Source organism: Corynebacterium appendicis CIP 107643, assembly GCF_030408415.1.
GTDB classification, from domain to species: Bacteria; Actinomycetota; Actinomycetes; order Mycobacteriales; family Mycobacteriaceae; genus Corynebacterium; species Corynebacterium appendicis.
This window is the reverse complement of record NZ_CP046976.1, coordinates 1,533,494-1,558,317: the sequence shown is the minus strand read 5'-3', so window position 1 is coordinate 1,558,317 and position 24,824 is coordinate 1,533,494. Positions and strand designations below refer to the sequence as shown.

The 24,824-nt window shown below is 64.2% G+C and carries 25 protein-coding genes and 1 pseudogene; 18 read left to right on the top strand and 8 right to left on the bottom strand.

Going from position 1 to position 24,824, the window contains the following annotated elements:
- Positions 1-27: 27 nt before the first annotated feature.
- On the bottom strand, positions 28-561 hold the full coding sequence (locus tag CAPP_RS07670) for a TetR family transcriptional regulator (protein WP_076598742.1): 534 nt from the start codon (positions 559-561) through the stop codon (positions 28-30).
- Between the two features lie 259 nt (positions 562-820).
- Here CAPP_RS07670 and CAPP_RS07665 point away from each other — a divergent pair, with 259 nt between their 5' ends.
- The 18 genes from CAPP_RS07665 to CAPP_RS07580 all read left to right on the top strand — a co-directional run bounded on the left by CAPP_RS07665 (position 821) and on the right by CAPP_RS07580 (position 17,228).
- A complete protein-coding gene (locus CAPP_RS07665; protein ID WP_076598743.1) occupies positions 821-1,549 on the top strand; it encodes a hypothetical protein in 729 nt (242 codons plus the stop codon).
- Positions 1,540-2,103 (top strand): hypothetical protein, encoded by a 564-nt coding sequence (locus tag CAPP_RS07660; protein WP_076598744.1) that lies wholly within the window; start codon positions 1,540-1,542, stop codon positions 2,101-2,103. The genes CAPP_RS07665 and CAPP_RS07660 overlap by 10 nt, the downstream gene beginning before the upstream one ends.
- Positions 2,087-3,394: a histidinol dehydrogenase gene (gene hisD / locus CAPP_RS07655; protein ID WP_076598745.1), complete on the top strand. Its 1,308-nt coding sequence runs from the start codon at positions 2,087-2,089 to the stop codon at positions 3,392-3,394. The genes CAPP_RS07660 and hisD overlap by 17 nt, the downstream gene beginning before the upstream one ends.
- Positions 3,395-3,415: 21 nt before the next feature.
- Positions 3,416-4,531: a histidinol-phosphate transaminase gene (locus CAPP_RS07650; RefSeq protein ID WP_076598746.1), complete on the top strand. Its 1,116-nt coding sequence runs from the start codon at positions 3,416-3,418 to the stop codon at positions 4,529-4,531.
- Positions 4,524-5,126, top strand: a complete 603-nt coding sequence (hisB, locus tag CAPP_RS07645) for an imidazoleglycerol-phosphate dehydratase HisB (protein ID WP_076598747.1) — start codon at positions 4,524-4,526, stop codon at positions 5,124-5,126. Before CAPP_RS07650 ends, hisB begins: the two co-directional genes overlap by 8 nt.
- Before the next feature lie 162 nt (positions 5,127-5,288).
- Positions 5,289-6,527, top strand: a complete 1,239-nt coding sequence (locus CAPP_RS07640) for an MFS transporter (protein ID WP_290172800.1) — start codon at positions 5,289-5,291, stop codon at positions 6,525-6,527.
- A gap of 33 nt (positions 6,528-6,560) precedes the next feature.
- Positions 6,561-6,767 carry a hypothetical protein gene (locus CAPP_RS07635; RefSeq protein ID WP_076598748.1) on the top strand — a complete coding sequence of 69 codons (207 nt, stop codon included), beginning with the start codon at positions 6,561-6,563 and terminating at the stop codon, positions 6,765-6,767.
- 86 nt (positions 6,768-6,853) lie between these two features.
- Positions 6,854-7,168 carry a type II toxin-antitoxin system death-on-curing family toxin gene (locus CAPP_RS07630; RefSeq protein WP_084560513.1) on the top strand — a complete coding sequence of 105 codons (315 nt, stop codon included), beginning with the start codon at positions 6,854-6,856 and terminating at the stop codon, positions 7,166-7,168.
- An 11-nt stretch (positions 7,169-7,179) separates the two neighbouring features.
- Entirely contained in the window at positions 7,180-7,818 is a 639-nt protein-coding gene (gene hisH, locus CAPP_RS07625) for an imidazole glycerol phosphate synthase subunit HisH (protein ID WP_076598750.1), read from the top strand.
- A gap of 9 nt (positions 7,819-7,827) precedes the next feature.
- Positions 7,828-8,574, top strand: coding sequence for a bifunctional 1-(5-phosphoribosyl)-5-((5-phosphoribosylamino)methylideneamino)imidazole-4-carboxamide isomerase/phosphoribosylanthranilate isomerase PriA (gene priA, locus CAPP_RS07620; RefSeq protein ID WP_076598751.1), 747 nt, complete (start codon positions 7,828-7,830; stop codon positions 8,572-8,574).
- On the top strand, positions 8,567-9,391 hold the full coding sequence (locus CAPP_RS07615) for an inositol monophosphatase family protein (protein WP_076598752.1): 825 nt from the start codon (positions 8,567-8,569) through the stop codon (positions 9,389-9,391). Before priA ends, CAPP_RS07615 begins: the two co-directional genes overlap by 8 nt.
- Positions 9,392-9,399: 8 nt before the next feature.
- Positions 9,400-10,176 carry an imidazole glycerol phosphate synthase subunit HisF gene (gene hisF, locus CAPP_RS07610; protein ID WP_076598902.1) on the top strand — a complete coding sequence of 259 codons (777 nt, stop codon included), beginning with the start codon at positions 9,400-9,402 and terminating at the stop codon, positions 10,174-10,176.
- Positions 10,177-10,199: 23 nt separating this feature from the next.
- Positions 10,200-10,571, top strand: coding sequence for a phosphoribosyl-AMP cyclohydrolase (hisI, locus tag CAPP_RS07605; RefSeq protein WP_076598903.1), 372 nt, complete (start codon positions 10,200-10,202; stop codon positions 10,569-10,571).
- A complete protein-coding gene (locus tag CAPP_RS07600) occupies positions 10,568-11,317 on the top strand; it encodes a TIGR02234 family membrane protein (RefSeq protein ID WP_234958756.1) in 750 nt (249 codons plus the stop codon). The genes hisI and CAPP_RS07600 overlap by 4 nt, the downstream gene beginning before the upstream one ends.
- A 72-nt stretch (positions 11,318-11,389) precedes the next feature.
- Positions 11,390-12,229, top strand: coding sequence for an indole-3-glycerol phosphate synthase TrpC (locus CAPP_RS07595; RefSeq protein WP_076598753.1), 840 nt, complete (start codon positions 11,390-11,392; stop codon positions 12,227-12,229).
- 50 nt (positions 12,230-12,279) lie between these two features.
- Positions 12,280-13,257 (top strand): prolipoprotein diacylglyceryl transferase, encoded by a 978-nt coding sequence (gene lgt, locus CAPP_RS07590; protein WP_084560515.1) that lies wholly within the window; start codon positions 12,280-12,282, stop codon positions 13,255-13,257.
- A gap of 86 nt (positions 13,258-13,343) precedes the next feature.
- Positions 13,344-14,771 carry a pyruvate kinase gene (gene pyk / locus CAPP_RS07585; protein ID WP_076598754.1) on the top strand — a complete coding sequence of 476 codons (1,428 nt, stop codon included), beginning with the start codon at positions 13,344-13,346 and terminating at the stop codon, positions 14,769-14,771.
- A gap of 27 nt (positions 14,772-14,798) precedes the next feature.
- Entirely contained in the window at positions 14,799-17,228 is a 2,430-nt protein-coding gene (locus CAPP_RS07580; protein ID WP_076598755.1) for an excinuclease ABC subunit UvrA, read from the top strand.
- Between the two features lie 80 nt (positions 17,229-17,308).
- Here the strand turns inward: CAPP_RS07580 and CAPP_RS07575 are convergent, their stop codons facing one another.
- The 7 genes and pseudogenes from CAPP_RS07575 to CAPP_RS07540 all read right to left on the bottom strand — a co-directional run bounded on the left by CAPP_RS07575 (position 17,309) and on the right by CAPP_RS07540 (position 24,759).
- Entirely contained in the window at positions 17,309-17,635 is a 327-nt protein-coding gene (locus tag CAPP_RS07575) for a DUF3017 domain-containing protein (RefSeq protein WP_076598905.1), read from the bottom strand.
- Between the two features lie 16 nt (positions 17,636-17,651).
- Positions 17,652-18,513: pseudogene (locus CAPP_RS07570) on the bottom strand (bifunctional methylenetetrahydrofolate dehydrogenase/methenyltetrahydrofolate cyclohydrolase).
- Positions 18,514-18,572: 59 nt separating this feature from the next.
- Positions 18,573-18,908 carry an aminodeoxychorismate/anthranilate synthase component II gene (locus tag CAPP_RS07560; RefSeq protein ID WP_327077543.1) on the bottom strand — a complete coding sequence of 112 codons (336 nt, stop codon included), beginning with the start codon at positions 18,906-18,908 and terminating at the stop codon, positions 18,573-18,575.
- A gap of 117 nt (positions 18,909-19,025) precedes the next feature.
- Complete coding sequence (locus tag CAPP_RS07555) at positions 19,026-19,496, bottom strand: nucleoside deaminase (protein ID WP_076598756.1); 471 nt, start codon at positions 19,494-19,496, stop codon at positions 19,026-19,028.
- A gap of 3 nt (positions 19,497-19,499) precedes the next feature.
- Positions 19,500-21,914 carry a glycogen/starch/alpha-glucan phosphorylase gene (locus CAPP_RS07550; protein WP_076598757.1) on the bottom strand — a complete coding sequence of 805 codons (2,415 nt, stop codon included), beginning with the start codon at positions 21,912-21,914 and terminating at the stop codon, positions 19,500-19,502.
- A 133-nt stretch (positions 21,915-22,047) separates the two neighbouring features.
- Positions 22,048-23,355: an amidohydrolase gene (locus CAPP_RS07545; RefSeq protein ID WP_076598758.1), complete on the bottom strand. Its 1,308-nt coding sequence runs from the start codon at positions 23,353-23,355 to the stop codon at positions 22,048-22,050.
- 111 nt (positions 23,356-23,466) lie between these two features.
- Positions 23,467-24,759: a DUF4921 family protein gene (locus tag CAPP_RS07540; RefSeq protein ID WP_076598759.1), complete on the bottom strand. Its 1,293-nt coding sequence runs from the start codon at positions 24,757-24,759 to the stop codon at positions 23,467-23,469.
- Positions 24,760-24,824: the final 65 nt, after the last annotated feature.

The window sequence follows — 24,824 nt, the reverse complement described above, 5'->3', positions numbered from 1 at the left end:
TAATAGATAACCCGAACCACGAGCCGCCTAGCTCTGGTCGGCGTCGAGGCCAGCGAGAAGCAGGTCCACAGCGGCGTCGACGTGCTCCGCTGAACCGTAAGGAACTGGGCCGTCACCAGCTGTGATTTCCCGCAGGCGTGTGCCGGCCTGGTGCAGGTTCGCCGCGCCGAGAGTGAGGTAGAGCAGGCCGGCCGCCGCGGATTCAGGTGGGTCATGCGGGAAGGCAGCTCTGATTCCGTTCAGCAATGCGGGAAAAACGGGGGAGTCCGCTTGGGACGCAGCGGTGGAGACCACGTCGGCGCCGTCGGTGTGCGATAGAAGGGCGTCGCGCAGCGCCGAGCAGAACTCCTTCGGTCCGGGGTGGGTGGAGGCGAGCACGGGGGCGATGATCTCGTCAGCCATCGCCGCAATCAGCGCCTGCTTGCTGTCGATGTGCCAGTACAGCGCACCCGGAGCAACCCCCAGGGAACCGGCGACGCGGCGCATGGACACGTCTGCGAGACCGTAGGAATTCAAAATATCCAGGGCCGCTCGCGCGATCACCGGGCGGGACAACTGCATGACATGCAGCGTACACGCAGCTCCCTGGCCATTCTCACAGCTAGTTCATGGCATCTTCAACGTCCCGCGGTTAAGAGCGTCGACACGGCCGTTGCTATGATCTGTTGTGCACTGAAAGCAACATTAAGCAAAAGGCGTTATCGAAGATGTTCCCGCGTCACTTGACGCGGTGGCTAAATGCCGTGGACATCGGTAAGCCCCCACTGTGGTTCTTCGAAGCGGGCTTCGGGTAACGGAACAGTTTGAGGAGACTTCTTTTATGACGTTGACCATCGCTCCGAAGAAGACGGTCGCGGCAGCTATCCTGATCGCACCTTTGGCTCTGGCTGCCTGCGGGTCCAACGAGGACGAAAATGTCGCCGGGGGAATGGCCACCGAAACCAATGTCGTCACCGTCGATCCGCAAGCCGACAAGCAGGCGGAAGATCAGGAAAACAAGGACGACAAGGACAAGGAAAAGAAGGACGCGGAGTCTAAGCCGGAGGACAAGCCGAACCCGGAGGACGACCCGCAGGCGCAGGGCGTGCCGAATGAGGGCGCGGCCGAGGTGGTCAACCCGTTTGAGGATGGCACGCTGCCGACCGTCGAGGTGCAACCGGTCGAGGGTGGCCAGGCGGCCAGCGAGGCTGACATCAAGGGCATGACCGACACCATGAACAAGATCTACAACCCGAAGGATCTCGTTTCCTGGTCCCGCGTCATCATGGACAACTCCTGCAAGAAGGTCGTCGACCAGACCAACCAGGAGCTTGCGAGCCGCGGCACCTCCCTCGAGCAGACTGAGCGCGAGATGCAGCAGGCGGTCGACGCAGCGAAGGCTGCGGGGCGTCCGTTGCCACCGGTCCCGAAGACTACTGCGCAGCTTAGTGACGCCCGTGTGAACGGCGAATCTGCCTCCGCCACAGTGACAGTCAACTCCGACGGCCAGACCGAGTCTGGTGTCCAGCGCTTCCAGCGTGAAGGCAACCAGTGGAAGGTGTGCAACTAAGCCGTTCCCCGCGTATTTCCCGGCCGGTGGGCTGGGGCGCGGGGATTGTTGCGCTCGGAGTCGGTACCGCCGCTGTCGCCGGCGGTTTGTGGGGCCTGACTCGACCGGGGTACACAGCCACAGTTGAAGACGGTGGCGCGCGGATCGATCCGGCGCTCAACGCCGACAACATCGAGTTCGTTTCTTTTGTCGGTTTCACCGCCCTCACCGGTCTGCTCGGCTTGCTGATCGGGCTGACGGCCTTCGCTACCGGCGGCAAGCGCGCGGGTGTGGGGCGAATGGTCGTCGCGGTCGTCGTGGCGGCATTTTCCGCGTGGACCTTATATATTCTCGGCACTTGGTCGGCGGAGCTGTACCACGGTGTGCCCGATCCCCATGAGCTGACAGACGGCCAAACAGTGACGTTCGTGCCGGTCCTGCATCCGGGGCCCGCCTGGCTGGCGGGACCGTTCGTGGCGGCATTGTCGTACTGGGTCGGCATGGTTGCTTCGGCGGGAAGTGGCCCGGAGCCGGAGAGTGCCGAATATGATGAGCGCCATGCTCACAGTGACTGATCTTCGCGGCCGCACCCCTTCGACATCCGAACTGCGCCGGATTCTTCCCCGGGGTGGCACGGATGTCGCGTCGGTGGTTCCCACCGTCGCCCCGATCATCGAGGATGTGAAGCACGGCGGGGCAGGTTCAGCCCTCGATTACGGCGAGGAATTCGACTCGGTCCGCCCCGTTGCCGTGCGTGTGCCGGACGACGTCATTGCGCGCTGCGCCGCGGACCTCGACTCGGAGCTCCGCGCGGCGCTCGAAGAAGCGATTGCCCGCATCCGCGCAGTTCACGCAGCCCAGAAGCCGGGCGAGCACACCACCGAAGTAGCTGACGGTGCCACGGTCACCGAGGTTTTCCTGCCGGTGGAACGCGTCGGCCTGTACGTGCCCGGCGGCAAGGCGGTCTACCCGTCGTCGGTGCTCATGAACGCCATCCCGGCGCAGGAAGCCGGTGCGGAATCCCTCGTGGTGTGCAGTCCGCCGCAGGCGGAGCACGGCGGATGGCCGCACCCGACGATTCTGGCCGCGTGCTCGATGCTCGGTGTCGATGAGGTCTGGGCTGTGGGCGGTGCGCAGGCCGTGGCGCTCATGGCTTACGGCGACGACGGGGAGGGCCTTGAGCCGGTGGACATGGTCACAGGCCCGGGCAATGTGTTCGTGGCGGCGGCGAAGCGCGTGGTCAACGGCGTCGTCGGCATCGACGCGGAGGCCGGCCCCAGCGAGATCGCCGTTCTCGCCGACGACTCCGCGGATCCGGCGCTTGTGGCAGTGGATTTGATCTCCCAGGCGGAGCACGACGAGAACGCGGCTTCGGTCCTCATCACCGATTCGGAGCAGCTGGCGCAGGCGGTGGACGAGGAAATTGACACCCGTGCAGCGGCGACGCTCAACGCCGACCGCGCCGCGACCGCGCTGGGCGGCCAGCAGTCGGGCATCATCCTGGTCGACGACTTGGCCGCGGGCATTGCTGTCGCCGACGCGTACGCGGCGGAGCACCTGGAGATCCACACCCGCAACGCCGCAGAGGTTGCGCGGAAAATCACACACGCTGGTGCGATCTTCGTCGGCCCGTTCTCCCCGGTGCCGCTGGGCGACTACATTGCCGGCTCCAACCACGTGCTGCCTACCTCCGGCACGGCACGTTTCACGCCGGGACTGTCCACCCACACATTCCTGCGTCCGGTGAACATCATCGAGTACAACGAGGACGCGCTTACCGAGGTCGGTCCGCACATCATCACCCTGGCCACCGACGAGCAGCTGCCCGCCCACGGCGAAGCGATCAAGGCGCGCACGGAGAACTAGAGGGGAAAACCGAGAGACTTCATGACTGAGCAGAACCAGCAGAACCAGCCGTCCCTGTCCGACCTGCCGCTGCGCGACGAGCTGCGCGGAAAGTCGCCCTACGGCGCGCCGCAGTTGTCCGTGCCTGTGGCGCTGAACACGAATGAGAACCCGTACCCGCCGTCGGACGACCTCATCGCGGACCTCGTCGACGAGGTCCGGCGGGTCTCGTCCGGGCTGAACCGCTACCCGGAGCGCGATGCCGTCGAGCTGCGCGACGACCTCGCTGCGTACGTGTCGAAGCAGACCGGAGTCGACGTCACGCGCGACCAGGTGTGGGCGGCGAACGGATCCAACGAGGTTCTCCAACAGCTCCTCCAAGCTTTCGGCGGTCCAGGCCGCACGGCGATGGGATTTGTGCCCAGCTATTCCATGCACCCGATTCTGTCGTCAGGCACGCAGACGGAGTTCATCGGCATCCCGCGCGGGGAGGACTTCCGGATCGACGTGGACGTGGCCGTCCACGAGATTGAGGAGAAGAAGCCTGATGTCGTCTTCGTCACCACGCCCAATAACCCCACGGGCGATGTGACGGAGCTCGCCGACATCGAGCGGATCATCCAGGCCGCGCCCGGCATTGTGGTCGTGGACGAGGCGTACGCGGAATTCTCCCCGTCGCCGTCGGCGGTCACGCTGCTGGAGAAGTACCCGGCGAAGCTGGTGGTTTCCCGCACCATGTCGAAGGCATTCGACTTCGCCGGCGGCCGGCTCGGTTATTTCGTGGCGGCTAGAGCGTTCATCGAGGCAGTCATGCTCGTCCGCCTGCCGTACCACCTCTCTGTTCTGTCCCAGGCTGCGGCGCGGGTGGCGCTGCGGCATGCGGGGGAGACGCTGGCGAACGTCGATAAGCTCGCCTCCGAGCGTGAGCGTGTCCAGGCTGCGCTGCTTCAGCTGGGGTACACCGTCGTGGAAAGCGAATCGAATTTCCTCTTCTTCGGCGATTTCGACGATGCCCACGCCGCGTGGCAGGAATTTCTCGACCGTGGGGTGCTCATCCGCGATGTCGGCGTTCCTGGTCATTTGCGTGTGACAATCGGGTTGGATGAAGAAAACGACGCGTTTTTGGCTGCAGCGAAGGAGATTAAGAAAAATGACTGACCGGATTGGGACAGCAACGCGCACGACCAGCGAGTCGGATATCTCGGTGGAGATCAACCTCGACGGCACAGGCACAGTCGACGTGGACACGGGCCTGCCTTTCTTCGACCACATGCTCACCGCATTCGGCACGCACGGCAGCTTCGACCTGAAGATCGCGGCGACAGGCGACACCCACATCGACGCGCACCACACGGTCGAGGACACGGCGATCACGCTCGGCTGGGCGCTCATCGATGCGGTGGGGGACAAGAAGGGCATCCGCCGCTTCGGCTCCATGTCGCTGCCGATGGACGAGACCCTCGTGGATGCCACCGTGGACATCTCCAACCGCCCGTACTTCGTCATGAACGGCGAGCCGGAAAGCATGGATTGGCAGATCATCGGCGGGCACTATGCCACGGTGATCAACCGCCACTTCTTCGAGACGCTTGCGTACAACGCGCGCATCACGCTGCACGTCAATGTCCAGTACGGGCGCGACCCGCACCACATCACGGAAGCCGAATACAAGGCTGTCGCGCGCGCTCTGCGCCAGGCCTACGAGCGCGATCCGCGCGTTGAGGGCGTACCCTCTACCAAGGGCGCGCTTTAAAAGCACGCTTATCGACGACGCGTCGTCGCCGTAGTTGAGCTGGTTGTTCCCAGTTCAACACTGATCTTTCGGGCTGTTCCCAGCCGCGTTTTCCTGCGCGGCCGGGCAAGGGCCTGATTTTTATTTGCCTGTAGTCGATGTGAGTTGTGGGAGGTTTTCACCGTGGGTTCCACGCAGGACGCGGGGACAGCTGCCGCGCAGACTGATGCGAACATGAATTCAGTCTGGGAGGCGCAAGGCTTCATTCCGACGTTGGTGGCTGTCGCCGCGGCGTTCGGTTCATGGGCGCTGTTGCTGCCGGTCGTTCCGGTGGCCGTGTTGGACGCGGGCGGCTCCCATGCTCTGGCGGGCGCGTCGACAGGCGTGTTCATGGCGGCGACCGTGCTCACCCAGGTCTTCATGCCGCGGTTGCTGCGCACATTCACCTACCGCTCGGCGATCGCGGTATCCGCGGTGCTGCTGGGCGTGCCGGCGCTGGCGTTCATCTGGAGCATGGATCCTGCGGTGGTGCTCGCGGTGAGTGTTGTGCGCGGCGTCGGCTTCGGGGCGATGACCGTGGCGGAAGCGGCCATCATTGCGGAGCTCGTGCCCCGCAAGTTCTTGGGTAAAGCCTCCGGCGTGTTCGGCGCATCGAGCGGCTCGGCGCAGATGATCGCCCTGCCGCTGGGTCTGTTCGTCAGCGAGCACTTCGGCTACTCGCCGGTGTGGATCATCGCGCTGGCGATCGCGGCCGTCGGTGGCCTGGCCTGCGCCGGCATTCCGCCGCTCAAGGGCGCACAGCCGGACCCGGTCGCGAGCGGGGCGATGTCCGCCCCGACGTGGAAGCTCGTGCTCGTGCCCACCCTGGCCCTGGCGATCGCAGCGATGGCGTACAGCCTCATCGCCAACTTCCTGCCCGATGCCGCCCGCGACACCGGCATCACCTCCGGCACGACGCTCGGCGGCGCGATCCTCGCGGTGATCAACCTCGCTGTGATGTCCGCGCGCATCTTCACCGGTGTCGTCGCCGACCGCCGGGGAGAGCCCGGCACGCTCATGATCCCGTTCCAGATCGCCGCCGCTGTGGGCATGTTCGGCTTCGCGGCCAGCCTTGCCTCCAGTGCCCACCCGGTGTGGCTGTTCGTCTCCGCCATTTTCTTTGGCGCGGGCTTCGGCGCTGTTCAGAACGAGTCCCTGCTGAGCATGTTCTACCGCCTGCCGCAGTCCAAGGTCAGCCACGCGTCGGCCGTGTGGAATGTCGGCTTCGACGGCGGCCAGGGCATCGGATCGTTCATGTTCGGCGGCATGATCGCCGGGCTCGGCGCTGCCGGCGCATTCGCCGCCTCCGGTGCCGTCGTCGTCGCTGGGATCGTCATGACCACAGCGGACTGGATCATCGGCAAACGCCGTCTCGACCGGTAGGTCCTAGCGGTACCTAAATGGTACCGTTCTGTCATGGCTTTGAATCTCCGCTTGACCCCCGAGGAAGATCATCAATTGAGCGACCTCGCCGCTTCTTCGGGGCTGTCTAAGCAACGGGTCATTTCAATGCTGATTCGCAGAGAGTGGGAGACAGAGCAGGCGCGTCTCGCCAACTCCCGGGATATAAGTGAGTTGCTCAGCGAGCGGGCAGGTCTGATGCAGCGATTGAAGGACGCTTAGTAGAGGCGAAGTCTCAGCAACGGCGCAGATTCACGCTCGAGACGGTTCTTCCCGCTCTCGAAGAACACGGGTTTGCCGTCGGAGATATGGGCCTGCTCGCATCGGCATTAGAGCGGCCGTGGGCGACCTTCTGCGGTGAAGAGCTCTACCCGGATGAATGGTCGAAGGCTGCGGCGCTTGTGCACAGTATTGAATCGAATCATCCGTTCCTCGACGGAAACAAGAGAGTGGGAGTCCTGCTGGGCTCGATCATGCTCAGGGTTCATGGTCGCGATGACCGCCGTATCTCTGATGACGATTGGTTTGATCTGGTGATAGCAGGTTCCACCGGTGAGTTCGACACTGAGGAGATTGCTCGACGGCTGGAAGCGGTGTACCGGAAGGGTGAGGTAGACAGCTAAACTTCCCACTCATGAGCAACGTGGTGGCGCTTCTGGATTACGGTGCAGGCAATCTCCGCTCGGCGCAGCGCGCGCTGGAGCACGTCGGGGCGGACGTGGTGGTCACGCGCGACCCCATGATCGCGGTAGAAGCTGACGGACTGGTGGTGCCGGGTGTCGGCGCATTCGACGCGTGCATGCGGGGTTTGAAGGATGTCGCGGGGCCGCGTCTGATCGGCCAGCGTCTTGCCGGCGGCCGGCCGGTGCTGGGCATCTGCGTGGGGCTGCAGGTCATGTTCGAGCGAGGACTCGAGCACGGCATCGAGGCAGAAGGGTGCGGGGAGTGGCCGGGCGTCGTCGATAAGCTCGATGCCCCCGTCTTGCCGCATATGGGCTGGAATACCGTCGACGTGGCCGGCGGCTCTGAGATGTTCGCGGGCCTCGACGTGGGCACGCGGTTCTACTTCGTGCACTCTTACGGCGTGCAGAACTGGGAGATGGCTGAGGACGACTTCATTGCCGCGCCAAAGGTCTCCTGGTCGGAGCACGGCAATTCGCGGTTCGTCGCGGCGGTGGAAAACGGGCCGCTGTGGGCCACACAATTCCACCCGGAGAAGTCCGGGGAGGCTGGTTTGACGTTGTTGCGGAATTGGGTCGGCCATCTCCATTAGACTGCGGATATGAGTTTCACCGTTCTGCCCGCAGTAGACGTCGTCGACGGCCAGGCTGTCCGCCTTGACCAGGGGGAAGCCGGTACGGAGAAGAATTACGGCGCCCCGCTGGACGCGGCGCTGCAGTGGCAAGAAGAAGGCGCGGACTGGTTGCACTTCGTCGACCTGGATGCGGCGTTCGGGCGTGGCTCGAACCACGAGCTGATGGCCGAGATCACGAGCAAGCTGTCCATCAACGTGGAGCTGACCGGCGGGATCCGCGACGACGTGACGCTTGAGCGTGCGCTGGCCACAGGCGCAAAGCGCATCAATATCGGCACCGCGGCGCTGGAGAACCCGGACTGGGCGGCTGAAGCGATCGCGAAGCACGGTGAGAAAATCGCCGTCGACATCGCCGTGCGCGAGGAAAACGGTGAGTGGCGCACGAAGGGCCGCGGCTGGACGTCCGACGGCGGCGACCTGTGGGAGGTGCTCGAATTCTTCGATTCCGCGGGGTGCGCGCGCTTCGTGGTCACCGACGTGAGCAAAGACGGCACGCTCGCCGGTCCGAACTTGGACCTTTTGCGCGAGGTCTCCGCGGCCACAGACGCCGCGGTCACTGCGTCGGGCGGCGTGTCCACGCTGAAAGATATCGCAGAGATCGCCCGTTACACCGACGAGGGGATCGACAGCGTGATCGTCGGCAAGGCGCTCTACGAGAAGCGTTTCACGCTGCGCGAGGCGCTGGAAATTGCGGCCGCTCCAGGAAATGAGTAGCTCAGCCATGCAGGCAGACGAGTTGAACAGGTTCCTCGGTGTTGCCGAGGAAGCCGCAGATGTCGCGCGCTGGCAGTTCGTTGAAGGACTCGGAGCAGCTCCCGCGCTGTACAAGGGGTGCAACGACTTCGCCACCGAAGTGGACCTGCAGATCGAGACCACCTTACGGAAGCACCTCACCGAATCCACGGGCATTCCGGTCCTCGGCGAAGAAAAGGGCGGACACACACATGATGACGCCTTGTGGGTCGTCGACCCCATCGACGGCACCGCCAATTTCTCCTCCGGAAATCCCAACTGCGCTGTACTCATTTCTCTGGTGGTCGACGATCAACCAGTTGTGTCCGTGACGGACCTTCCCTTACTGAACATGCGTCTTACGGCAGTGGAGGGATCAAGCGTGACGCTCAACGGTTCTGCACTTCCGCGTATCGACGACACCGCTCCGGCCAGCAACCAAGTCGGAGTCGGCACAGTGGGCACCGACGACACGAGCCGAGTGCCGCCGGATAGCCGCCTGAAGTTGATCAAGGCGCTCGAATACTCCAATATGCGCCCGCGTATCAGTGGCTCGGTCGGGTTGGACTTGGCCTTTGTCGCGCAAGGCATCTACGAGGCGGCCGTGAGCTTCTCGCCGTTCCCGTGGGACAACGCGTCGGGAGTCTTGCTCGCGCGGTGCGCGGGTGCCGTGGTCACCGACATCGACGGCGAGCCATGGAAGCTCGGCTCCCTCGGCGTGATCGCCGGGGCCCCGGACGTGCACGAAGAGGTGCTGCGTACCATGAAGTCCATTCAGCGCGATGCCGGAAGAAAGTGATGGTGCGCATGTCAGTGGCAACAAGGGTCATCCCGTGCCTGGACGTGGACAACGGCAGGGTTGTCAAAGGCGTGAACTTCGAGAACCTGCGCGATGCCGGCGACCCGGTGGAGCTAGCGAAGCTCTACGGTGAGCAAGGCGCAGATGAGCTGACCTTTCTCGACGTGACCGCTTCCAAGCAGGGGCGCGGAACGATGCTTGAGGTGGTCCGCCGCACCGCCGATCAGGTCTTCATTCCGCTCACCGTGGGCGGAGGAGTCCGCACCGAGGACGACGTGCGCGAACTGTTGCGCGCGGGCGCCGACAAGGTCTCGGTCAACACCGCGGCGATCACCCGCCCGGAGCTTCTGGGCGAGCTGTCCCAAGTCTTCGGCGCGCAGTGCATCGTGCTGTCCGTCGATGCGCGCCGCGTTCCGGAAGGCGGTACCCCGCAGCCGTCAGGCTTTGAAGTGACCACCCACGGCGGCACCCGCTCGGCTGAGATCGACGCGGTTGAATGGGCGAAAACCGGTGAAAAACTCGGAGTGGGGGAGATCCTGCTCAATTCCATGGACGGCGACGGCACCAAGGAAGGTTTCGACATCGAACTGATCGAGCGCGTGCGCGGTGCCGTCTCCATTCCCGTCATCGCTTCCGGCGGAGCGGGAAAAGCCGAGCACTTCCCGCCCGCGGTCAAGGCTGGCGCAGATGCCGTGCTGGCTGCGTCCATTTTCCACTTCCGCGAGGTGAGCATCGGCGAGGTCAAGAAGGCGCTTGACGATGCCGGCTGCGAGGTGCGTCTCTAGTGGTGGAAAGTCCCCAGAATCAACTGCGCCCGGAAGAGGCGGAACTGCCCACAGGCATCCGTGACCGAGTGCGCTTCACCGACGCCGGGCTCGTGCCCGCCATCGTCCAGGCTGCGGGAACAGGTGAAGTCCTCATGATGGCGTGGATGGATGACCGTGCGCTCGCCTACACCCTGGCGACCCGACAGGGCACCTATTACTCCCGCTCCCGGCAGGAGTACTGGGTTAAAGGGCTGACCAGCGGAAACACGCAGCACGTAACCGAGGTGCGGCTCGACTGTGACGGCGACACCGTGCTCATGATCGTCGAACAGCGCGGCGGCGCCTGCCACACCGGCGACCGCACGTGCTTCGACAGCGACGTGTTGCTCGCACCGGAGGAGGGGGAGCGGTGAGCGAAACGGACGCGAGAAACACGGACACGAAAGGCACGCACGTGAAGAACACCGTCGCGACGGGCGATGCGGCCAAGGAGAAGCGCTTCGCGCGGATAGGCGCATTGCTCATGGGCCTGGGTGCGTTGACGCTGTGGTTGGCCTCGCGCGTGACGTGGATGACGGTGCACTACGACGACGACCGCACCGGCAACGGCGCCGTCGAGGTCAACGGCGCAACGTGGTCGACAGAGGTCACCGCCGTGGTATTGTTGCTGCTCGCCGCGGCTGTGGCAGGTTTAGCTTTGCGCCGTTGGGGCCGCCGCTTGGTTGGCGGTGTCGGGGCGGCCGCGGCACTCGCCGTGACGGTCCCGCCGCTCGGCCTGCTGACCGGCTCGCCGGATCCCGAACGGGCGAAAGCCTTGCTGACTCTGGGTGGGGAAGAGACCACGATCGGCAGCACCGTAGGCGAGACCGCCATTCCGGAATGGGCTGCTATCTCGAATATCGACGTCGCCGCGCTCGGCCCCGCCGCCGCTGTGCTCGCCGCACTCGTCGCGGCCGCCGGAGGTCTCATGCTCGCCGCGCGCCCAGGGCGCGACGCGGTGACGGTGAACAAATACGAGAAAGCCTCCCAACGCCGCGAGAAGATCGAGCACGACCTTGAAGCCGAGCCTGATTCGGGCCGTGTTCTGTGGGACGCGATCGACGCAGACATGGACCCCACCGACACATCTTCGGGCACCACCCCCACGAACCGAGAGTGACTCTGCGCTCAATCTCCGTCCCTGCCGCTCGTTGATTTCGTGGACTCCGCAGAAGCGGATACCCTCATAGGCATGACCGCGGTGCAGGGCAAGCAGCAGCTGGTCACCGACGCGACTCTCAACCCAGTTGTCGCCGGGGTGCTGGCTGATGTTGGCGAGCGCGAAGCACAGATCCCGTTCAAGGAGATCAAGGCCCGTTCGCGCAGCATGCCCGAGACACGCGATGTTCGTGCCGCGCTTTTGGGGCCGGGTTGCGGCGTGATCGTGGAGATCAAACGCACCTCGCCCGTCTTTGGCCCGACCGGTGTGATCGACTCGATGGCGCACCTGGCCGCCGAGATCGAGGCCGGGGGTGCCGCACTCATTGCGTGCCAAACGGAGCGCCTGCGTTTCGACGGCTCCCTCAACGACATGGACGAGGCCCGCAACGCCACCAGTCTTCCCATGGTGTGCCGCGACGTGATCGTCGACCCGTACCAGATCCACGAAGCCCGCTGCTACGGCGCCGACATGGTGCCTCTGCAGGTGGGCCTTTTGGAGCAGGCCCGGCTGGAGAGTCTGCTGGACCGCGTCGAGTCGCTCGGCATGGTGGCCATGGCGGAAGTCCGCACCGTGGAAGAAGCCGACCGCGCACTGCGCGCCGGGGCATCGGTCATCGGTGTGAATTCCTGGACCTTTGACACAAACGATTTGAACCGCGAAGCCTTCGGCGAGATCGAGCCCGGCCTTCCGGAAAGCGTCCTGCGGATCAGCCTCGGCGGCGTGCGCAACGCCCGGGACCTCATCTCCGCGGCATCCACCGGCGCCGATGCGGTGCTCGCGGGTGAGGCAGTGATGACCAGCGCCAATGTCACCGCCGCCACCCGCCGTCTCGTCGCCGCCGGCCAGCACCCGGCTTGTCCGTCGCGCTAAGCCCGCGCGGGCTGTCGCCATCGCGGCCGTAATCAGGCAAACTGGTTTGCGTGGTTACAGAGACTCTAGCTAATTTCCCGTCGCCCCCGCAGGGCGTGTGGCACCTCGGTCCGATCCCGATTCGCGCCTACGCGCTGTGCATCATCACCGGCATCATCGTCGCGTTAACACTCACGCTGCGCCGTTACAAAGCGCGCGGCGGAGACACCGACATGGTGTGGGACGCGGCGATCGTGGCTATTCCCGCCGGCATCATCGGCGGCCGCTTGTACCACGTGATCACGGACTACGACAGCTATTTCGGCCCTGGTAAGGATCCGTGGCAGGTCTTCAATTTCTCTGCCGGGGGGCTGGGCATCATGGGCGCGGTCGCCCTGGGCACGCTCGCGGTGTGGGCGCTGTTCCGGTACCGGAAAGTGCCACTTCCGCCGTTCGCCGATGCGGTCGGCCCGACGATCATTCTCGCCCAGGCGATCGGGCGCCTCGGCAACTATTTCAACCAGGAGCTCTACGGCCGGCCGACGGACGTGCCGTGGGCGCTGGACATCTTCTACCGTGTCGACGAGAACGGCAATTTCGCACCGTTGACGGGCCGCTCCACCGGCGAAATCGTGACCAGCGTTCACCCGACATTCCTGTACGAGATGATCTGGAATGTCGCGGCCTTCGCCTTCTTGCTCTGGGCGGAACGCCGCTTCCGCCTCGGCCACGGCCGCGTCTTCGTGCTCTACATCGCCGCATACACCCTGGGCCGCATTTTCATGGAGACGATGCGTGACGACGCCGCCAACACGATCTTCGGTCTCCGTGTGAACTTCGTCGTCTCGTCCGTCATCTTCATCGTCTCCACGATCGTGTTCTTCCTCATGCGCCGCGGACGCGAGACTCCGGCGGAAGTCGATCCGCGCGAGCCGGAGACCGAAGAATCGGCCGCATCTAGTGAGGGAGTGGATGAACCAGTCCATCACAGTGAACAAACCGAGACTGCAACGGTCAAGAGCAAGGAAGCGCCACAGCGAAAGCAGTAGCGTTTCGGTAGCGTGGGACGCGTATCCAATCCTTATCCGGCCAGTTGAAAACTTGAGCTGGCCGCACAGATCAGAAGAAGGAAGCTGTGGATAGACGCACCAAGATTGTTTGCACTCTCGGACCTGCAGTAGCGAGCAAGGACGCGATCGTCGGGCTTGTGCGAGACGGCATGGATGTCGCCCGCCTGAATTTCTCGCACGGCGACTACCCGGACCACGAGCAGAACTACAAGTGGGTGCGCGAAGCTACCGACGAGACCGGTCACGCGGTCGGCATACTCGCTGACCTCCAGGGCCCGAAGATCCGCCTGGGCCGCTTCGAGGGCGATGGCAAGACCTACTGGGAGACCGGCGAGACGGTCCGCATCACGGTCGACGATGTGGAGGGCACGCACGACCGCGTGTCCACCACGTACAAGAATCTCGCGGAAGACGCGAAGCCGGGCGACCGCCTGCTCGTGGACGACGGCAAAGTGGCCCTCGTCTGCAAGGAAGTCGACGGCAACGATGTGGTGTGCGAGGTCACCGAGGGTGGCCCCGTCTCCAACAACAAGGGCGTCTCCCTGCCGGGCATGGACATCTCCGTTCCGGCTCTGAGCGAGAAAGACAAAGCAGACCTCCGTTTCGCGCTGAACCTCGGTGTGGACTTCATCGCGCTGTCCTTCGTGCGTTCCCCGTCCGATGTGGACCTGGTCCACGAGATCATGGACGAGGAGGGCCGCCGCGTTCCCGTCATTGCGAAGCTGGAGAAGCCGGAGGCGGTTGACGCCCTCGAGTCCATCGTGCTCGCTTTCGACGCCGTGATGGTAGCCCGCGGCGACCTGGGCGTGGAGATCGCGCTCGAGCAGGTCCCGCTGGTGCAAAAGCGCGTGATCCAGATTGCGCGCGAGAACGCCAAGCCGGTGATCGTCGCAACGCAGATGCTCGATTCGATGATCGATAATTCCCGGCCGACGCGTGCGGAGGCGTCCGACGTGGCCAACGCCGTGCTCGACGGCACCGATGCCGTCATGCTCTCCGGCGAGACCTCGGTCGGTGTTGACCCGCACAATGTCGTGCGCACCATGGACCGCGTCGTGCGTGTCGCTGAGTCGATGGGCTCCGTCCCGCCGCTCAACCACATTCCGCGCACGAAGCGCGGCGTGATCTCGTACTCTGCGCGCGACATCGCCGAGCGCCTCAACTCCCGCGCACTGGTCGCATTCACCAGCTCCGGTGAGACTGCGCGCCGTCTCGCCCGCCTGCACTCGCACCTGCCGCTGCTGGTGTTCACACCGAACCAGGAGGTTCGCTCGCAGCTGGCCCTGACGTGGGGCGCGGAGACCTTCCTCTGCCAGAAGGTCGACGACACCGACGAGATGATGCGGGTGGTGGACCAGGCGCTTCTGTCGATCGACAAGTACAAAGAAGGCGACATGATGGTCGTCGTCGCTGGCACACCGCCGGGAGTCGCAGGCACGACCAACATGATTCACGTCCACCAGCTGGGCGAAGACACACGCCGGCCGCGTTAACTGCCAGCCCTCGTTAGGCTGGTGGGCATGCCTGAAACTGCTGATATTGCCGCACACGGAATCAACGTCAGGGATGCCCATCTGCACAACCTGAGGAATGTCGACGTGGACATTCCCCGCGGCACTCTCGTTGCTGTGACGGGAGTGTCCGGTTCCGGCAAATCTTCCCTCGCCTTCGGCACGATCCACGGCGAGGGCCAACGGCGCTACCTTGAATCGGTGGCGCCGTTCGCGCGCCGCCTCATCGGCTCAGCCGTGGACCCGCAGGTCAGCGAGATCAACGGCCTTCCCCCGACAGTGGCGTTGCAACAGTCCACCTCCGGCGGCGGCGCACGCTCGACCGTGGGCACCGTCTCCGCGCTGTCGAACAGCATCCGCCTGCTGTACTCGCGTTCCGGCGACAACCCGAAGGGCCTGTACTCCGATTCCTTCTCCCCGAACACGCCCGAGGGCATGTGCCCGACGTGCCAGGGCACCGGGACGGTGCACGAGCCGACGGAAGAATCGATGGTGCCCGACCCGACGTTGTCCATCGAGAACGGCGCGATCAAGGCGTGGCCCGGTGCGTGGGCGGGCAAGAATTTCCACGACATTTTGGCCACGCTGGGCTTTGATCTGGACAGCCCCTGGCAGGAACTTCCCCAGAAAGACCGTGACTGGATCCTGTTCACCGACGAGCGCCCGGTGGTCACGGTCAAGCCGCTGCGCGGCGAGGACCAGATCCAGCGCAACTACAAGGGCACGTGGCGCTCGGTGGCGAACTACCTGACCAACACGCTTGCGGAGACCCAGTCGGACACGCTGCGCAAGCGCGTCTTGTCATACATGGAGTCGCGCACGTGCGAGACGTGCCACGGCCGCCGCCTCAACCCGGAGGCACTCAAGGTCACGTATGCGGGCATGCCTATCGACGAGCTCGGCACCCTGCCCCTTGACCGGGTTCATGCGGTGCTCGCCGAGCAGACGCCGGAGGAGAATTCCGCCGAGGACCTGCTGCTCAAGCAGATCCTGCCCGCGTTGCAATCCGCGCTCGATCTCGGTCTCGCGCACCTGAGCCTGGACCGGCCAGCGCCGACGCTGTCCGCGGGCGAGCTGCAGCGCATCCGCCTTGCGGCCCAGCTGCGCTCCGGTCTCTTCGGGGTGGCGTACGTGCTCGATGAGCCGTCCGCGGGACTCCACCCGTCCGAGCGGGGCGCCGTCCTCGAAATTTGCCGCCGCTTCATCGACGCCGGCAATTCTGTGCTGCTCGTCGAGCACGACATGGAGCTCGTCGCCCAGACTGACTGGCTCGTCGACGTCGGCCCGCACGCGGGCGAGCAGGGCGGCGAGGTGGTCTACTCCGGTCCTACCGCGGGCTACGACGCGGACACGCCCACAGCGAGGACACTCAACAACCGCACTCTTTCGCTTAACGACGACCCGCGTCATGCCGTCGGAACATTGTCCCTTAAGGGAGTCCATGCCCGGTCTATCGATGGGCTAGATGTGGACTTCGGCTTGGGCCAGTTCACCGCGGTGGCGGGAGCCTCCGGTTCCGGCAAGTCCACGCTCGTCAGCACAGTGCTCGCAGGTGTTCTGCACGAGGGGGCGTCGAGTGTGGCCGATGACGACGAGGAACAGGAGCAGGAGGCGGGGGAGTGGAGCGTCGATAAGCGCGCCGGCGTCGAGTCCGTGAGCCGCCTCGTGCAGATCACGCAGAAGCCGATCGGCCGCACGCAGCGCTCGACGCTGGCTACCTACACCGGGCTTTTCGACGGCGTGCGCAAGCTCTTTGCTTCCACACCCGAGGCGAAGAAACGGAAATGGACGGTCTCGCGTTTCTCCTACAACGTGAAGCAGGGGCAATGTCCGACATGCGGTGGCGCCGGCAAGATCGAAGTCGAGCTGGTGTTCCTGCCCGGCTCGTACACGACGTGCCCGGATTGCCACGGCGCACGTTACAACGACGAGACCCTCGAGATCACCTGGGAGGGCCGCACGATCGCCGACGTGCTCGGCCTCACCGTCGATGAGGCCGCGGACGTGTTCGCCGGCGAGCCGAAGATCCTTCGCGCAGTGGAGACACTCCAGGCGGTCGGCTTGGGCTACCTGACGCTCGGACAGGGCGCCCCAGAGCTCTCCGGCGGCGAGGCTCAGCGCATCAAGTTAGCCACCGAGCTGCAGCGTTCCCGCAATTCGCGCCGCGGCCACACTGTCTACATTCTCGACGAGCCGACCACTGGCCTGCACCCAGCGGACATCGAGCTATTGGTGACAGAGCTGAACGGGCTCGTCGACGCCGGGCAGACCGTTATCGTGGTCGAGCACGACCTGTCGGTCATCGCGCAGGCTGACCGCGTCATCGAGATGGGGCCGGGTGCGGGCGCTGAGGGCGGAACAATCATCGCCGACGGAACCCCCGCTGAACTGGCGAAGCAAGAAACTGCGACGGGGCGTGTATTGTTTTCGCGCACCTAAGCGATATGCGGGGTGCAAGGATCTGAAGTTGGACAACGAGGAGAAAGACAATGCTGGTGGCTGGGATGCTCACACGGGCTCTATGAGCCGAGTGCGTCAACCGAGTAAGCCAGCCACATCATCGCCGCCCCAAGCCCAGCACAGAACATGGTGTCGAAGCGACGCGAGCGAACCGCCAACACGCCGATCTGCTTTGAATCGCAGCTCAGGCGGACAACACCCAGCCATACCATCGCGGCGCCGAGCGTGAAGGTCGCTCGCCGCCAATGCTCAGAGGCGGCGAGCAGCGCAGAAGCGACAAACCCGACGCCGAACACCGCCACCATCGCCAACTGCACGCCCCGAGGCGGGGGCGATGGGCAATTACCGATGTCGTGGGGGTTATCCAGCGTGGCCGAGCCGAAAATGTCGCCGGGTGGGTGTTTAGTCAATCTTGCCGGCCCCGCGCTCAGCTGTTTCCACAATGTTGCGGATTAAAAACGTTCGCGTCATCGGCCCCACTCCGCCCGGGTTGGGAGAAACCCAGCCTGCTTTGTCCCACACGTCGGGATGCAGGTCACCGACCGTTTTCCGGCAACGCGCGAGACTCCGACGTCAACGAGTGCCGCGCCTTCTTTGATCGTGTCGGCGGTGATCATGCGGGGTTTGCCAGCAACTGCGATGACGACGTCTGCCCGGCAGGTCTCCGCGGCCAGATCGCGGGTGCCGGTGGGGCACAGCACCGTTGCCGCATTGACATCACGTGAGGTCAACATGAGTGAAATCGGTCGACCTACGGTGACCCCACGGCCCACGACGCACACGATCGCACCGTCCAGATCGACGCCGAAGCGCTCAAGTAAGTGGATCGTGCCGTTGGGGGTGCACGGCAGCGGCGCGGGCGCACCCAGCACTAGTTTTCCCAGGTTGACGGCGTGTAACCCATCGGCGTCTTTCCCGGGTTGACTAACTCCAGCACGCGGTTTTCGTTTAAGTGCTTCGGCAGCGGAAGTTGGACAATGTAGCCGGTCACAGCCGGGTCGGCGTTGAGCTCTTCGATTAGTGACTCCAGCTCATCTTGTGACGCATCAGCCGACAGCTGTTTTTGGATTGATGCCACCCCAAGCTCTTCGCAGTCTTTGTGCTTCATGCGCACGTAGTTCTGGCTAGCCGGGTCATCGCCCACCAGGACCGTTGCTAACCCAGGTGTGACACCGTAGTTTTCACCCAAGGCTTTCACCCGGGCTTTGAGGTCTGCGAAAATCTCCTCGCGGTAGCGCTTGCCGTCCAGTTTGATTGCAGTCACGCACCCAACACTAGACTTAGGCCTTGTGCGCCCTCTTCACATCATCTTTGATAACCCGATCATTCCCGGCAACACCGGCAACGCCATCTGGCTTGCGGCGAACACAGTACCGCGTTGAAACCTTGGGGCAGGCCCGTGAAGATACCTTCGCCAGAGCGCGTGATTTGGCTGACAAAGCCGTGGCGCGGCTCGGGCGCGCGGGTGACGCGGCTGCCAGCGAGCGCGGCGAGGCCTTGGTGCCCCAGGCACACGCCGAGCAGAGGGATGTTGGTGGCGGCTTCGACGACGCGGCGGGAACCGGCGAAATCGGAATCGTTCTCCGGGGTGCCCGAGCCGGGGGAGATCACGACGTGGGTGAACTCACCGGAGTAAATGCGCGCGCCGGGAGGTTGCACGATTCAACCTCGCTCGCGGGAATAACAAGCGGCTCCGTGCCCGATACCTTCGCAATCAGGTGGGCGAGGTTGAACGTGTAGGAATCGTTGTTGTCAACGAGGAGGATCTTGGGGCGGTTAATACTCAACGGCGTTGGGGTTGTTCTCAAATGCGGTAAACGGCGTGTCGCTTAGCGAATGCCCCTGGTGCGTGAAGGGTACAGGACTGTCGAGCGTGCCCTTCAAATACTCGGCGATATCCACATCAGAGAACCCGGCCGCGGCGGCCTGCTGCGCAGTGGCGGCGTATTCCACGCGCGCGATGCCCGCCCAATAGATCGCGGCAGCGCACATCGGACACGGCTGGGTGGACGCGTAGAGCACCGCGCCGGCGAGATCATGCGTTGCTTCACCTGCGCACGCTGCGCGGATCGCGTTGACCTCCGCGTGCGCGCTCGGATCATGCGAGGCCACCACCGTGTTGTGCCCCTCGTACACGGTGCCGTTCTCCGTCACCACGACCGCCCCAAACGGGCCGCCGTCGGTCGAGGCCGACTCTGTGGCCAGCTCGATGGCCCGCTCAAGGTGCTGGTCGGGCGACGAGTGCATTGGCTAGTTCACCTCGGTGTTGGAGCGCTCAGGGTGAATCGGCGTCGGCTCGATCTTCCAGACCTCGTTCGCGTAGTCGCGGATCGTGCGGTCGGAGGAGAAACGCCCGGACTCGCAGATATTGATCCAGCACATTCGCGCCCAGTGCAGCGGATCAGCAAAGTACTCGGCCGCCATGCGGTCGCGGGCCTCCTTGTAGGAGTCGAAATCGCCCAAGACGTAGTAGGGGTCCGGGGTATTCCAGCCGCCGTCGATAAGCAGGGAATCGCGCAGGTCGGAGAAGATGCCGGTGTGGTTGTCGTCGAGCGTGCCGTCGATAAGCGCGTCGAGCACCCGCTTGATCGCCGGGCTATTCTCGTAGACCTCGTTCGGGTCGTAGCTCTTCTTCAGCTCCGGAAGCTCTTCCTCCCGTGCGCCGAAGATGTACGCGTTCTCTTCGCCGACGGAATCGACGATCTCCACGTTGGCGCCGTCCATCGTGCCCAGGGTGAGCGCGCCGTTCATCATGAACTTCATATTCGACGTGCCCGAGGCTTCCTTGCCCGCCATGGAGATCTGCTCGGAGATGTCCGTCGCGGGAATGATTTGCTCGGCGGGCGAGACGTTGTAGTTCTCGATGAACACTACGCGCAGGAGCTTGGATGTCTCGGGGTCGTTGTTGACCAGGTCGCCGATGGCGTTGATCAGTTTGATGATCGCCTTGGCGCGGTCGTAGCCCGGAGCCGCCTTCGCGCCGAAGATGAACGTGCGCTTCGGGATGTCCTGCTCGCCGTCCTTGATCCGGAAGTAAAGGTCGAGAATGTAGAGCGCGTTGAGCAGCTGACGCTTGTACTCGTGGAGGCGTTTGATCTGCGTGTCGTAGACCGACTCCGGATCGAGTTCGACACCCTCATGGACACGTACCCAGTCGGCGAAGTCCTTCTTATTCGCCACCTTGATCTCGCGGAGCTCCTTCATCACCGAGTCGTCCTCGGCGTAGCGGCGCAGCTCCTTGAGCTTGTCCATGTCGGTGACCCACTCATCGGAGCCGACGAGTCGGTCGAGCAGCTCGGACAGGCGCGGATTGCACATGCGCAGCCAGCGGCGCGGGGTGACACCATTGGTCTTGTTGTTGAAGCGCTCCGGGTACAGCTCGTGCCAGTAGTTCAGCGTGTCGCGCTTGAGGATGTCGGTGTGGATCGCGGCGACACCGTTGATCGAGTACGAGGCGTAGCAGGCGATCCACGCCATGTGGACCTTGCCGTCGTGCACCGGCGAGTAGTGGTGCGCGTCCTCCGGCCCGATGCCGCGGGACGCCATGTCTTCGCGGTAGCGGCGGTCGATCTCCACGACGATCTCCCAGATGCGGCCGAAGAGTTTCTGGAAGATGGACACGTCCCAGGTCTCCAGTGCTTCTTCCAGCACCGTGTGATTGGTGTAGGCGAAGGTCGTTGTGGTGACGTCCCAGGCATCTTCCCAGGTCATTCCGTGATCGTCGAGAAGCAGGCGCATGAGCTCCGGAATGCCCAGCACCGGGTGGGTGTCGTTGAGCTGAACCGAGTTGTACTCGGCGAAGCCGCGCAGGTCTTCGCCGTGGTGCGCGATGTAGTTGTCCACCATCTCCTGCAGCGACGCCGACACGAAGAAGTACTGCTGGCGGACACGCAGCACTTTGCCCTCGTAGGTGGTGTCGTTCGGGTACAGCACGCGCGTGAGGTCGTGGACGGCCTCGCGCTCCAGGATCGCGTCGGAGAAACGCTGGGAATTGAACGCGTCGTAGTCGAATTCCTGCATCGGGGACGCATTCCACAGGCGCAGCGTACCCACGTTGTCGGTCCCGTAGCCCGTGATCGGCATGTCGTAGGGGATCGCCCGGACGTTCATGTCGTCGAATTTCACGATGCGCTGCTGCGTGCCGCGGCGGACGATGAACGGGTAGAAGCTCTCCTTCCACGCATCCGGGTGCTCCTTCTGGAACCCGTCAGCGATTTCCTGGCGGAACAGGCCGTAGCGGTAGAGGATGCCGTAGCCCGTCACCGGGTAATCCTGCGTGACAGCTGAATCGAGGAAGCACGCTGCCAGGCGGCCGAGGCCGCCGTTGCCGAGGGCAGCGTCGTGCTCGGCCTCGAGCGCATCGAGTAGATCGTGGCCGTTTTCTTCGGCTGCTTTAACTGCGTCGTCGACAAGACCCAGGTTGGTCAGGTTATTCAGCAACGCGCGGCCCATGAGAAACTCGGCGGAGAAATACGCCTGCTGGCGGGTCGCCTTGTACGCCTTGAGGGTGGCGTCCCAGTTGTCGGCGAGCTGCTCCATTGTGGCCAGGGACAGGCCGGTCCAGAACTTCTTGCGGGTCGAGGCGCCGGGAGTGGTGCCGGAGACCGACCGGACGTGGCCGCCGACTGTGTCGATGAATGCAGGAGGATGAGCTGGCAAATTCATTCGTTGAATACCTCAGGTCGTCAGATCATTCAGATCCGTGCAGTGTCGTGCAGCGGATCGCTAACGACCGCCACTGTACCGGGGGAGGACTGGACGGCGAGCGCACGCGGTGCGTGTGCCGGGATTCCGCGGGTCAGGGCTGGCGCTCGAGCGGGTGCGCGAGGTACGTCAGCACAGCCGCCGCGGCGGCGTTGGTGGCTGCGTATACCGTGGGCTCGTACTCGGGCAGGAAAGTCGGCATGTGGTTTACCGGGACGTCGGTGATCACGCGGTTTTCCGCCACGGCCTTGTCCCACACGGTGCGCGGGGTGGAGCCGATGAGCCAGAAAATATATGGCACACCGAACGTGAGCGGAATATTGGGGAAGTCCTCCGAAACAGTCGACGGCTCCGAATCCACCGAGTCGGGGCCGAAGACTTCGTCGAAGGTGGAGCGGACCGTCATGAATGCGCCGCGGTCGTTGTCTAACAGCTCGCCGTGGGCGAAATACTCGAAGTAGGGTTCTTCCTTGATTCCGGAGGCTTCGCACTCGGCGATGACCACGCGCTGGATCGCCTCGTATACCTTGTGCTTCACCGCGTCGTCGTAGAAGCGGCAGTTGACCACCAGCTCAGCGTGGTCCGGGATGATGTTGTTCGTCGTGCCGGCGTTGACCTGGCCGACGGAGACCACCGCGAAATCCTTCGGCGCGACCTCGCGGCCGACGATGCCCTGCAGGCGCAGGATGATGTGAGCCGCGGTGTAGGTCGGGTCGACCGCGGCGTGCGGCATCGAGCCGTGGGCGCCGCGGCCCGGGATGCGGATGCGGATCGAATCGCAGGCGGCGAATTGTGGGCCCGGCTTCGTCTGCACCTGGCCCGCGCGGCCCGGCATGACGTGCTGGCCCAAGCAGATATCCGGCCGGGGAATGCGGTCGGTGAGCCGGTCAGTGATCATCGCGGTCGCGCCGCGGCCGATCTCCTCGCCGGGCTGGAACAGGGCAACGAAGGTGCCCGCCCAGTGCTCCCTGTTGTTGTCCATGATGTCGCACAAACCGAGCAGGGCAGTCACGTGCATGTCGTGGCCGCAGGCGTGCATGAGGCCGGTCATGGTGCCGTCGTCACGGGTTGCTGTGTCCGTCGACGCGTACGGCGCGCCGGTGGTCTCCGTGACCGGGAGGCCGTCGAAGTCCGCGCGGAAGAGCACGGTCGGACCCGCCGAACCGTGCGTCGCCTCCCCGTTGTGGAAGACCGCGACGATGCCGTAACCGCCGATCGGCGCGATGACCTGGCAGTCGAAACGCTCGAGCTCTTTGAGGATGCGTGCGTGCGTGTTCTTCTCCTGCATGGACAACTCGGGGTGCGCGTGCAGGTACTGGTACAGCGTGCGCTGCCATGCGGGATCCACGGTGTAGTTCTGCAGAATCTCTTTGATCGTGGCCGGATCGGCATGGGCGGGCATGTAGCTCGGGGCCTCCTTGTTCAGTTTGTTCGGCGTTGTTCGCGGCCAGTCTGTTTGGCCGTGCAAATGTCTAGTGTAGGCCGGACTGTTTTTCGTCGCTCACCGGCTCGTTTATCGCTGCTGGTGCAGTGCGGGGTTGTAGAGCAGGGTGTTGCGCGCCGGGGCGCATTCGGCGGCGATGCGGATGTCGCCGGCGATCTTCCCCGCGTCGCGCAGCTTGTACAGGCTGGAGACCATGCGGTCGCGGATACCATAGGGCGAAACAGTGTTGACGTAGACCTTCGTGCCGCCCTCGAACCCGGCCAACGTGGACACGCGCCATTTGATGTTGATGTGCCACGGCATAGGAACGTCCAGGTCGATGGGCTTGTGGTGCCATTCTTCGTTGCACGGCACCTCGGGGCCGGTGCCCGCGTGCGCGGCGTGGAGCAGGTCCGACATCCCGCGGATCTCTTCTTCCGTCTGCCGCCACGGCTCGGGCGTCGGGGACTTCGAGTACACGCTGATGGTGGGGTAGCGGTGGCCGATGCCGGCGCACATGATCGCGTGCTCGTTCTCCGCGATGATGAGGTTGTGGTAGCTGGCGTAATTGACGCCCCACTCGTTGTACATGTTCGGGTTTTGCCGGAGCTTGGCGATCTCGAGGTCGGCCTGCACACCGCGTTCGTCGATAGCAACGAGCTGTTTGTGCAGGTGCTCGAACGACGCGCCCGCGGGCGCCAGCCAGTTCTGGAACACGGAGACGTACGGCGCGTAGCGGTTGCGCACGTACAGGTCGTGCAAAGAATCGATGGTGAACGCGATGAAGCCGTAGTGCTCGTCGAGCGTCAAGGTGCCGGAGGACGCGAGCTGCGTGGAGTCCGCCGCGCCGTCGACGTAGTGGCGGCGCGCGATGATCACGTCGTGGCCGCCGCCGAGATACGCGGGCACGTGCGCGAGCAGCTCGTCTTCACTGACATTGCCGTCGTGCCCGGACGCTTTGAGGCGCGTGCGCACGATGTCGAGAACGTGCCGGCGCCCTTCGTCGTCGGAGAGGTAACGCTCCATGTGGTTGTGGCGCGATTCATCCATGCTGAAGCCGTAATTCTGCGCCCAATAATCGTAGGAGACGATTTCAAAAAGGTTGGGTACGCGCCGGAACTCGGGCTGAGTGCCGCTCAGCTCGCCGGGGAGCAGGTCGCGGTGGATTACCCACCCGCCGTCGCGGGAGACCATCCGCGATTTCTCGGGCGGGGTGTGCAATTGCTTGTCGACGCAGAAATTGCAGCTGTCCGTGAACTCGTGCTCTGCGAGTGCGTGTGCCTCTTTCTTCGGTATTTGCAACGGCCTGTTTCCGCGCCCCGGAACTGTCCACACCTGCGTGCCGGAGAACGGGTTGAGCTGCTTGATGGTGCCGTCCGCCATCGTGCTCAGTGGCTGGCGTGCCGCCGCGAGGGGAGCCGATGCAGGGGATGACATGGGAAATGTCG